The following is a 9,987-nucleotide window of genomic DNA, read 5'->3' on the forward strand; positions in this document are numbered from 1 at the left end:
GCCCCGCCGATCATGCCCGAGGAACCGCAGCCCGCGCCGGGCGTCGCCCTGGGCCGTCCTCCCGCCCCCAAGCCTGCCCCGCCGCCGCTGGCACCGCTGGAGAACCGTTTGCGGACCCAGCTCCGGCGCGGCCAGCAGGGCGTCGAGGCCGTCATCGATCTCCATGGCATGCGGCAGGACGAGGCGCATCTGGCCCTGCGCGCCTTCCTGCGTCGCGAGCAGGGGCGCGGCACCCGCCTGGCGCTCGTCGTGACCGGCAAGGGCGCGGCCGGAACAGCCCTCTTCGGCGATGAGCGCGGGGTGCTGCGCCGGGTCGTGCCGCACTGGCTGCGCCTGCCCGATCTGCGCCCGCTCGTCGTCGGCTTCGAGGAAGCGCAGCAGCGCCATGGCGGCTCGGGCGCGCTCTATGTCCGTCTGCGCCGGGCGCGTGAGGCGGGACCGTGACGCCCTTCGGTCGGCGCGTCAGGGAACTGCGGGAGGAGCGCGGCATCACGCTCGCCGAAATGGCGGGCGTGCTCGGCGTCACGCCGGCCTATCTCTCGGCCCTCGAGCACGGCAAGCGCGGCCGCCCGACCTTCACCCTGATCCAGGGCGTCATCCATGTCCTTGGGGTGATCTGGGACGAGGCGGACGAGCTGGTGCGCCTCGCCGATCTCTCCCATCCGCGGGTGACGGTCGATACCGCGGGGCTCGATCCCGAGGCGACGCTGCTGGCCAACCGCCTCTCACGAGAGATCGGCCTGCTCGATCCGGAAGATCTGACGCGGCTCTGTACGGTCCTCGACGAGGCCGCGGCCCGGCGCGGCCGTGCGGGGGACGTGCCTTGACCCGCACGGCCATGGATGCGACAGGCCCGGCCAGTCTTCAACATTCCCTTCCGACATCCTCTTCTCGCACAGCAACAGGCTTTCCATGACCAGCACGCGCACCGACGTTCTCGCCCTCGGAAACGCCATCGTCGACGTCATCGCGGCGGCGGAAGAGGACTTCCTGGCGAAGCATGGCCTGACCAAGGGCGCGATGGCGCTGATCGACGAGGCGCGTGCCGAATCCCTCTACGCCGCCATGGGACCGGGCAAGGTCATCTCGGGCGGCTCGGCCGCCAACACCATCGCCGGTCTCGCCTCCTTCGGCGGCAAGGGCGCCTTCATCGGCAAGGTCAAGGCCGACGAGCTCGGCAAGCTCTATCGCCATGACCTGACCTCGCTCGGCGTCGCCTTCGACACTCCGGCTGCGACCGAGGGCCCCGCCACCGCCCGTTCCTTCATCATCGTCACGCCCGATGGCGAGCGCACGATGAACACCTATCTCGGCGCCTGCCAGGGCCTCGGCGTCGCCGATGTCGATGCGAAGGCGGTCGAGAATGCCGACATCATCTATCTCGAGGGTTATCTCTGGGATCCGCCGGCGGCCAAGGACGCGTTCCGCAAGGCGTCCGAGATCGCCCACAAGGCTGGCGGCAAGGTCGCGATCACCCTCTCGGATTCCTTCTGCGTCGACCGCTACCGCGACGAGTTCGTCGGGCTGATCCGCAACCGCATGGTCGACATCGTCTTCGCCAACGAGCACGAGCTGAAGAGCCTCTACCAGGCCGCGGCCTTCGAGGACGCGCTGGCGGCGCTGCGCCAGGAGAACATCCTCGCCGTCGTTACCCGCTCGGAGAAGGGCGCGCTGGCGGTCACCCCCGAGGGCGTGATCGAGGAGCCGGTGTTCCCGATCGAGCGCGTCGTCGATGCCACCGGCGCGGGCGATCTCTTCGCCGCCGGCTTCCTCTTCGGCCTGACCTCGGGCCGCGAGGTGCGTGACTCGCTGCGGCTCGGCGCGCTCGCCGCGGCCGAGATCATCAGCCATGTCGGCGCAAGGCCGGACGTGAACCTGAAGGTGCTGGCGGGGAACGAAGGGCTGCTCTGAAAGCTCGGCCGCGCTGCGAGTCCAGCGCGGGGAACCCTCTCCCGTAGGGAGAGGGCAGGGTGAGGGGTCGTCCGTTTGACGCCTGGGCCGCCGCCTCACAGCCGTTCCTCTGAAGCACCCCGTGCAAACGGCCCCAGGGCCGACACCTCTCCCCTACCCCTCTCCTTACAGGAGAGGGGATCCCGCACCCCTCAATACAGCGTCGCCCTGACCCGCTCCGGCAGCGCCTTGTCATAGGCCTCGCCGTCGAAGGTCTCGATCGCCGCATGGCGCGCCGTGATGTCCCGCAGGATCGTGCCGGCGCTCGGCACGCTGGGCTTGTCGACATGCCTGGCCGCGTTCCACAGCTCCGCCCGGACGATCGCGCGCGAGCATTGGAAGTAGACGCTTTCCACCGTGACCACGATGACGCAGGCCGGAAGCTTTCCGGCCATCGCGAAGCGCCCGCACAACTCAGGGTCGTCGGAAAGGGTCGCGACGCCGTTGACGCGCAGGGTCTCGCCGTATCCGGGGATCAGGAAGAGCATTCCGATTCGCGGGTCGAACAGGATATTCTTCAACGAATCCAGACGGTTATTGCCTTTTCGGTCTGGAATCAGCAGCGTTTTCGCGTCCCGGACCGTGACAAAGCCCGGCTGATCTCCACGCGGTGAACAATCCAGGCCCTCCGGACCGTTGGTCGCCAGCACGAAAAAGGGCGAGGCGGCGATCAGCGCGGCATAGTTCGCGTCGACATGATCGATCTCCTTGTGGATCGACGCCGGCGCGACCGGGTTGGGATAAAGCGCCGCGAGCTGGTCGAGCGAGGTGATGGCGTGGGCGGTCATGTCAGGTTCCGGGAGCAGCATCCGATAAGTCTAGACTATGACGATCGGGCTATAGCGGCCAGCGTGGCGGTGACAATTCTGGCAATCTGTCAGCAAGGCGCAGCGATTTCTGGGCTCTAGGGGCTGGTAACGAAAAAGCCCCGCATCGGATGATGCGGGGCTTCCCGTTTCACGTGAATCGCGTGAAGGGCTGCGGCTTACTCGGCCGACTGCTTCTCGCGGCTCTTCTCGGCGTCGCGCTGGGCCTTGAGCTTCTCGGTGATGTCCTCGCCGGTCTGCTGGTCGACGACCTTCATCGAGAGGCGGATCTTGCCGCGCTCGTCCTGACCGAGGAACTTGACCTTGACCTTGTCGCCTTCCTTGACGACGTCCGAGACCTTCTGGACGCGCTGGGCGGCCAGCTCCGAGATGTGGACCAGGCCGTCCTTGGCGCCGAAGAAGTTCACGAAGGCGCCGAACTCCATGATCTTCACGACCGTGCCATCATAGATCATGCCCGGCTCGGCCTCGGAGACGATCGACTTGATCCACTTGATCGCGGCTTCGATCGACTTGCCGTCGGCCGAGGCGATCTTGATGGTGCCGTCGTCCTCGATGTTGACCTTCGCGCCGGTCTTCTCGACGATCTCGCGGATGACCTTGCCGCCGGAGCCGATGACTTCGCGGATCTTGTCGACCGGGATCTTCATCGTCTCGATGCGCGGCGCATACTCGCCGAGCTGACCGCGCGAGGCCGACAGCGCCTTGTTCATCTCGCCGAGGATGTGGTCGCGACCGCCCTTGGCCTGGTCGAGGGCGACCTTCATGATCTCCTCGGTGATGCCGGCGATCTTGATGTCCATCTGCAGCGAGGTGATGCCCTCGGCCGTGCCGGCCACCTTGAAGTCCATGTCGCCGAGGTGGTCCTCGTCACCCAGGATGTCGGAGAGCACCGCGAAGCGCTCGCCCTCCAGGATCAGGCCCATGGCGATGCCCGCGACCGGCGCCTTGAGCGGCACACCGGCGTCCATCAGCGCCAGCGAGGTGCCGCAGACGGTGGCCATCGAGGAGGAGCCGTTCGACTCGGTGATCTCCGAGACGACGCGGATCGTGTAGGGGAACTCCGACTTCGCCGGCAGCATCGGACGGATGGCGCGCCAGGCGAGCTTGCCATGGCCGATCTCGCGGCGGCCGGGCGAACCCATGCGGCCGGCTTCACCCACCGAATAGGGGGGGAAGTTGTAGTGCAGCAGGAAGGTCTCCTTGTAGGTGCCTTCCAGCGAGTCGATGAACTGCTCGTCGTCGCCGGTGCCGAGCGTGGTCACGACCAGCGCCTGCGTCTCGCCGCGGGTGAACAGCGCCGAGCCATGGGTGCGCGGCAGGATGCCGGCCTCGGAGACGATCTTGCGGACCGTCTTCAGGTCGCGGCCGTCGATGCGCACGCCATCGTCGAGGATGGTCCAGCGCACGACCTTGGCCTGGGCCTCCTTGAACTGGCCCGCGACCTGCTCCTTGGAGAAGGTGCTGACGCCGTCCGGCGTGTCCGACACCAGCGCCTGGACTTTCGCCTTGGCGGCGTCCAGCGCCTTGTAGCGCTCGGCCTTGGTGGTGATCTTGTAGGCGGCGCGCAGATCGGCATCGACCAGCTTCAGCACGGCCTCGAGCACGACGGAATCGTCCGCCGGGGTGAAGTCGCGCGGCTCCTTGGCGGCCTTCTCGGCCAGGCGGATGATCGCCTCGATGACCGGCTGGAAGTGCTTGTGGCCGAACATCACGGCGCCGAGCATGATCTCTTCCGAGAGCTGCTTGGCCTCGGACTCGACCATCAGCACCGCGTCCTGCGTGCCGGCGACGACGAGATCGAGCTGCGACTCCTTCACCTCGTCGATCAGCGGGTTCAGCTTGTAGGCGCCATCGGCATAGCCGACGCGGGCCGCGCCGACCGGGCCCATGAAGGGCACGCCGGAGAGCGTCAGGGCGGCGGAGGTGGCGACCATCGCGACGATGTCGGGGTCGTTCTCGAGGTCATGCTGCAGCACGGTGCAGACGACCTGCGTCTCGTTGCGGTAGCCCTCGACGAAGAGCGGGCGGATCGGACGGTCGATCAGGCGGGAGACCAGCGTCTCCTTCTCGGTCGGGCGGCCTTCGCGCTTGAAATAGCCGCCCGGGATGCGGCCGGCGGCGAAGGTCTTTTCCTGGTAGTTCACGGTCAGCGGGAAGAAGTCGATTCCCGGCTTCGGCGACTTGGCGGAAACCACGGTCGCGAGCACGACGGTCTCGCCATAGGTAGCGAGGACGGCGGCGTCGGCCTGGCGGGCGATCTTGCCGGTTTCGAGCACGAGCTTGCGCCCGCCCCAGATCAGTTCTTCGGTCTGTACATCGAACATGAGATATCTTTCGGATCGGATGCGACCCGCCTTCGCGCCTTTGCCCATGGGCAAGACGGCGAAGCGCTCGTCCGGACGATGCGTCCAAGCGCTCGGCGATCCTGCCATGGACGGAAAGCCGCCCGGCGGGTCATGCGGGGGACGCCCATGCGGCCGCCGCGTTGGAAGGGGGCGATCGCCGCACCATTGCGGCAGGCCCCTTAAGCAAGCGCCCGGAGCGAGGGATTCGCACCGGGCGTTTCGGCTACTCGATCAGCGGCGGATGCCGAGCTTCTCGATCAGGGTCTTGTAGCGACCCTCGTTCTTGCCCTTCAGATAGTCGAGCAGCGAACGACGCTGCGAGACCAGCTTGAGCAGGCCGCGACGCGAGTGGTTGTCCTTGGTGTGGGACTTGAAATGGCCGGTCAGGTTGTTGATGCGCTCCGTGAGGATCGCGACCTGCACTTCCGGCGAACCGGTGTCGTTCGGCTTGGTGGCATATTCCTTCAGGAGCGCGGTCTTGCGCTCGGCAGTGATCGACATCGTCTGATCCTTCGGTTGGGTGTTGATCTGGCGGGCCGCAGCCGGGATGTCGTCCAGCAGGGTCCGAAGCCCGCGATCCGCCTCATCGGGGAGGGGTCGCGCAGCCGGCCGGAGAGGCCGGTTGCGGGCGGTATACACGAAATCGCGGGAAATGCCAGCGCGCCCGGTGGAACCTCACAGAGGGCCGCCCGTTGCACGAGTCGGGTCCACGGGCAGGTGTTGCGTCATGCGGAATTCGGACAAGGACAGGCTCATCCTGGCGCTCGCGGCGCAGCTGCGGGCGGAGCGCGAGACGCGCGAGGCGCTGGCCGCCGTCGTCGCCAATGGCCAGCTCGACCGGGAGGTCCTGCTCGCGATCCTGGAAGACCCCGTTCCGGCCCCCTCGCGGGAGGATCTCCTGCGCGCCGAGGCGCTGTCCCGCCGGCCGCATCTCGCGGCGAGGGCCGCCTGATGGCGCCGCGTCCCGCCTGGAAGGGCTATCTCAAGCTCTCACTCGTCTCCTGCGCGGTCGAACTGACCGGCACCACCGATCACAGCGAGAAGGTCTCCTTTCGCATCATCAACCGCAAGACCGGCAACACCGTGAAGCGGCAATATGTCGATGGCGTCACCGGCAAGCCGGTCGAGGACGATGACGAGGTCAAGGGCTACGAGATCGGCGACGACGAATATCTGCTGGTCGAGGAGGACGAGATCGACGCCGTCCAGATCGAATCCTCGCACACCCTCTCGATCGAGCATTTCGTCGATCGCGCCGACATCCCGCAGATCTATTTCGACACGCCCTATTACGTGACCCCCTCCGACGAGGTCTCGGAAGAGGCCTTCGCAGTGATCCGCGAGGCGATGGCGCGGCAGAAGAAGGCCGGCATCGCCCGCATCGTGCTCTATCGCCGCGAGCGGCCGGTCATGATCGAGCCCTTCGACAAGGGTCTGCTGCTGACGACGCTGCGCTACGACAAGACCGTCCGGAAGCCAGACGAGATCTTCGGCGATCTGGGCAAGCCGAAGATCGACTCCGAGCTGATCGACCTCGCCACCCACATCATCGACAAGAAGCGGGCGGCCTTCGACCCTTCGGGCTTCGAGGACCGCTATGAGAGCGCCCTGCTGGAGCTCATCCAGGCCAAGCAGAAGGGCAAGAAGCCGCCCGTGGTCCAGGCGGCCGAAAAGCCCGCCAATGTCGTCAACCTGTTCGAGGCGTTGAAGAAGAGCCTGGCGGGAGATGAAGGCGCCGGCGCCGGCAAGCCCGCTCCGGGCAAGGGCGGGAAGGCTGCAGGCAAGCCGGCGGCCGCGAAATCGTCCGCCAGCGCCAGATCATCCACGAAGGCTGCCAGAACGAAGAAGAGCGCCTGAGCGACCGGGAGCGCCTCAAATGGCTGGCCTCGACCTCTACCGTGCCAAGCGGGACTTCACCCGAACCGGCGAGCCGGAAGGGGCGCCGCAGAGCAAGTCGGGCAAGGCCCAGGCGCGCAAGGCCCATGGCGGCGCCTTCGTCGTCCACAAGCACGCCGCCCGCCGCCTGCATTACGATCTCCGGCTCGAGCATGACGGCGTGCTCTGGTCTTGGACAGTGACGCGGGGCCCGAGCCTCGATCCCGACGAGAAGCGGCTCGCCGTTCATGTCGAGGATCATCCGCTCGAATATGGCAGCTTCGAAGGCACGATTCCCGAGGGACAATATGGCGCCGGGTCCGTCATCGTCTGGGACGAGGGGCGCTGGGTGCCGGAGGGCGATCCCGCCTTCGGCCTTGAGAAGGGCCATCTCTCCTTCATGCTGGAGGGCCACAAGCTCGCCGGGCAGTGGCATCTGGTTCGCCTGAAGCCCCGCCGCGGCGAGAAGCGCGACAACTGGCTGCTGATCAAGGTCGATGACGCCGCCGCGCGTCAGGACGAGGACATCCTCGAAACCGCGCCCCATTCGGTTGCGTCGGGCCTGAGCATCGAGGACATCGCCGCCGGCCGGGCGCCCAAGCCGAGGGTCTGGGGCAAGACCAAGCGGCCGGGCACGAACGACGTCAGCGAAGCCGGCCGGCAGCCGCCGGCTAAGCAGGGTTCGAAGACCCCAAGGGCCGCGAAATCCAAAGCTGCTCGCAAGACCGCCAAGGCGCCGCAGCGCGATGCCCTGCCGGATTTCGTGCCGCCCTGCCTGGCGACGCTGCAGGAGAAGCCGCCGGCCGGCGAGCGCTGGCTCCACGAGGTCAAGTTCGACGGCTACCGCCTGCAGGCGCGCATCGATCATGGCGCCGTGCGCCTCCTCACCCGCTCGGGGTTGGACTGGACGGAGCGTTTCGGCGCGACGCTGTCAAAGGCCCTGGCCGATCTGCCCTGCGCGACGGCACTGATCGACGGCGAGGTGGTCGCGCTCAGTGACAGCGGCGTCTCCTCTTTCGGCGCCCTTCAGGAAGCGCTGTCGGAGGGAGCGACCGGCGCGCTGGTCTTCTTCGGATTCGATCTGCTGCATCTCGATGGGCAGGATCTGCGCGCCGACCCGCTGCTCGCGCGCAAGGGGCGGCTCGAGGATCTGTTTCGCGGGGCCGACGAGACCGGCCCGCTGCGCTACAGCGAGCACTTTATCGAGCCGGGGCAGACCATGCTGCGCCATGCCTGCCGCATGGGGCTCGAAGGCGTCATCTCCAAGCGCGCCGATGCGCCCTATCGCAGCGGCCGCGGGCGCGATTGGGTGAAGTCGAAATGCACGCTGCGGCAGGAATTCGTCATCGCCGGCTATGTGCCCTCCAAGGGCTCGGGCCGTGAGCTGGGTTCGATCGTCGTCGCCTATCACGAGGGCGGGGCGCTGAAGCCGGCGGGCCGCGTCGGCACCGGCTTCACTCGCGCCTCGGCAGCCGCGCTCAAAAAGCGCCTCGATGCACTCCGGAGCGAATCCTCGCCCTTCGAGGGCGCAGCCGGCCGCGAAAAAGGCATCGTCTGGGTGAAGCCAGATCTCGTCGCCGAGGTCGAGTTCGGCGCCTGGACCCGCTCGAAGACGCTGCGCCATGCCAGCTTCCTCGGCCTGCGCGAAGACAAGCCGGCTGAGGATGTGGTCGCAGAACAGCCGATGGAGGCGCTTGCGGACGAAGAGCCGGCGCCCAGGGCGAAGACCCGTTCGAGGAGTGGTTCGGCCAAGGCGAAACGCAAGCCGGCGAAAGCCGCTGGCCGGTCCGTCGCGCCGAAAGCCACCACCTCCGTGACGTTGAGCAGCCCCGACAAGCCGCTCTGGCCCGATATCGGTTTTACCAAGCAGGATCTGCTCGACTACTACGCCACGGTCTGGCCGGTGATGGCGCCGCATGTCATCGACAGGCCGCTGAGCCTCGTCCGGGCGCCGAACGGCATTGGTGGCCATTCCTTCTTCCAGAAACACGCCATGCCGGGCATGCCCGAGACGATCCACCGGATCCGCGACAAGGATGGCGAGGAACTCCTCTTCATCCGCGATTTCGACGGGTTGGCGGCGCTGGTCCAGCTCGGCACGGTCGAGATTCACCTCTGGGGCGCGACGGTCGAAGCCGTCGAAACGCCGGACCAGATCATCTTCGATCTCGATCCGGATGCGGGCGTGCCGCTGGAACGCGTCCGCGAGGCGGCACTGACCGTTCGCGACCGCCTGAAGGAGGTCGGCTTCGACAGCCTGCTCAAGACCTCGGGCGGGAAGGGCTATCACGTCGTGATGCCGCTGAAGGCTCGCGCCGGCTGGGACCGGGTCAAGGGCTTCGCACGCGATTTCGCCCAGGCCCTGGCCGGCAGCGAGCCGTCGCGCTTTACCGCGACGCTGTCGAAGAAAGCGCGCAAGGGGAAGATCTTCGTCGACTACCTGCGCAATGGCCGCGGCTCGACCGCGATCGCGCCCTATTCGACCCGCGCCCGCGCCGGCGCGCCGGTGGCGGTGCCGATCGCCTGGGACGATCTGGCGACCACCGCCCCCGACGCCTTCAGCGCCGGGGCCGTGCTGCGGGATGGGCCGCCGGCCGATCTCTGGGCCGGCTTCTTCGATTCAGCCCGCCCCCTGACGGGGAAGGGCTGAACCTCGCTTCAAAACTCTTCCCAGCCGGCATCGCTGGCGCGGCTGTTGGCGACCTTCTTCGCCGGGGCCGGAGCCGGCGCAGGCGCGGGTCGGGGCGCCGGACGCGGCGCCTGGGCCTTGGTCTGGGCGAAGGCGGCTTCGGCGAGCTGGCGCAGCCGGGCGGGCTCGGTCGAGGCCGGGGCCGCTGTCTGGCCGACGGAGGCGCCCTCCGGCCCTGTCCGGAACGCCGCGACGAGGTCGTTGAGCTGACCGATGCGGTTGGAGAGCGAGCCGGCGGAGGCCGCGCTCTGTTCGGCCAGCGCCGCGTTCTGCTGGGTCATCTCGTCGAGATGGGCGA

9 protein-coding genes and 1 pseudogene are annotated in these 9,987 nt (G+C 67.6%); 6 read left to right on the top strand and 4 right to left on the bottom strand.

Translation table 11 applies throughout. The features are described 5' to 3' along the window. The 3 genes from AX750_RS16075 to AX750_RS16085 all read left to right on the top strand — a co-directional run. Positions 1-444: Smr/MutS family protein (locus AX750_RS16075; protein ID WP_067254709.1), on the top strand; the 444-nt coding region annotated here is incomplete at its 5' end. Next, on the top strand, positions 441-827 hold the full coding sequence (locus AX750_RS16080) for a helix-turn-helix domain-containing protein (protein WP_066733713.1): 387 nt from the start codon (positions 441-443) through the stop codon (positions 825-827). The genes AX750_RS16075 and AX750_RS16080, both read left to right, overlap by 4 nt. Positions 828-912: 85 nt before the next feature. Beyond that, the gene (locus AX750_RS16085; protein ID WP_066733712.1) at positions 913-1,911 is read left to right on the top strand and encodes an adenosine kinase; all 999 of its coding nucleotides are present in this window, start codon (positions 913-915) and stop codon (positions 1,909-1,911) included. Positions 1,912-2,102: 191 nt separating this feature from the next. Here the strand turns inward: AX750_RS16085 and AX750_RS16090 are convergent, their stop codons facing one another. The 3 genes from AX750_RS16090 to rpsO all read right to left on the bottom strand — a co-directional run bounded on the left by AX750_RS16090 (position 2,103) and on the right by rpsO (position 5,626). Next, entirely contained in the window at positions 2,103-2,738 is a 636-nt protein-coding gene (locus AX750_RS16090; RefSeq protein ID WP_066733705.1) for a pyridoxamine 5'-phosphate oxidase family protein, read from the bottom strand. A gap of 197 nt (positions 2,739-2,935) precedes the next feature. Continuing rightward, the gene (pnp, locus tag AX750_RS16095) at positions 2,936-5,104 is read right to left on the bottom strand and encodes a polyribonucleotide nucleotidyltransferase (RefSeq protein ID WP_066733704.1); all 2,169 of its coding nucleotides are present in this window, start codon (positions 5,102-5,104) and stop codon (positions 2,936-2,938) included. A 252-nt stretch (positions 5,105-5,356) separates the two neighbouring features. After that, a complete protein-coding gene (gene rpsO, locus AX750_RS16100; protein WP_066733778.1) occupies positions 5,357-5,626 on the bottom strand; it encodes a 30S ribosomal protein S15 in 270 nt (89 codons plus the stop codon). Between the two features lie 226 nt (positions 5,627-5,852). On the opposite strand from rpsO, the gene AX750_RS16105 reads away from it, so the two are divergent. From AX750_RS16105 to ligD, 3 genes are read left to right on the top strand one after another with little or no spacing between them, the layout of a single operon-like run. Then, the gene (locus tag AX750_RS16105) at positions 5,853-6,077 is read left to right on the top strand and encodes a hypothetical protein (RefSeq protein WP_066733702.1); all 225 of its coding nucleotides are present in this window, start codon (positions 5,853-5,855) and stop codon (positions 6,075-6,077) included. Beyond that, on the top strand, positions 6,077-6,982 hold the full coding sequence (locus tag AX750_RS16110; protein WP_066733699.1) for a Ku protein: 906 nt from the start codon (positions 6,077-6,079) through the stop codon (positions 6,980-6,982). The genes AX750_RS16105 and AX750_RS16110 overlap by 1 nt, the downstream gene beginning before the upstream one ends. Positions 6,983-7,001: 19 nt before the next feature. Next, entirely contained in the window at positions 7,002-9,650 is a 2,649-nt protein-coding gene (gene ligD, locus AX750_RS16115) for a DNA ligase D (RefSeq protein ID WP_066733697.1), read from the top strand. A gap of 8 nt (positions 9,651-9,658) precedes the next feature. Here ligD and AX750_RS16120 read toward each other — a convergent pair. Next, positions 9,659-9,987: pseudogene (locus tag AX750_RS16120) on the bottom strand (hypothetical protein); the annotation flags it as partial.

Source organism: Methylobacterium sp. CCH7-A2 (assembly GCF_001557075.1).
Classification (GTDB): Bacteria; Pseudomonadota; Alphaproteobacteria; order Rhizobiales; family Beijerinckiaceae; genus Allobosea; species Allobosea massiliensis.

Bases quoted from the DNA above. Each gene is read 5' to 3' on its own strand.
- AX750_RS16085 (WP_066733712.1), top strand. From the start codon at position 913: ATGACCAGCACGCGCACCGACGTTCTCGCCCTCGGAAACGCCATCGTC.
- AX750_RS16090 (WP_066733705.1), bottom strand. From the start codon at position 2,738: ATGACCGCCCACGCCATCACCTCGCTCGACCAGCTCGCGGCGCTTTAT.
- pnp (WP_066733704.1), bottom strand. From the start codon at position 5,104: ATGTTCGATGTACAGACCGAAGAACTGATCTGGGGCGGGCGCAAGCTC.
- rpsO (WP_066733778.1), bottom strand. From the start codon at position 5,626: ATGTCGATCACTGCCGAGCGCAAGACCGCGCTCCTGAAGGAATATGCC.
- AX750_RS16105 (WP_066733702.1), top strand. From the start codon at position 5,853: ATGCGGAATTCGGACAAGGACAGGCTCATCCTGGCGCTCGCGGCGCAG.
- AX750_RS16110 (WP_066733699.1), top strand. From the start codon at position 6,077: ATGGCGCCGCGTCCCGCCTGGAAGGGCTATCTCAAGCTCTCACTCGTC.
- ligD (WP_066733697.1), top strand. From the start codon at position 7,002: ATGGCTGGCCTCGACCTCTACCGTGCCAAGCGGGACTTCACCCGAACC.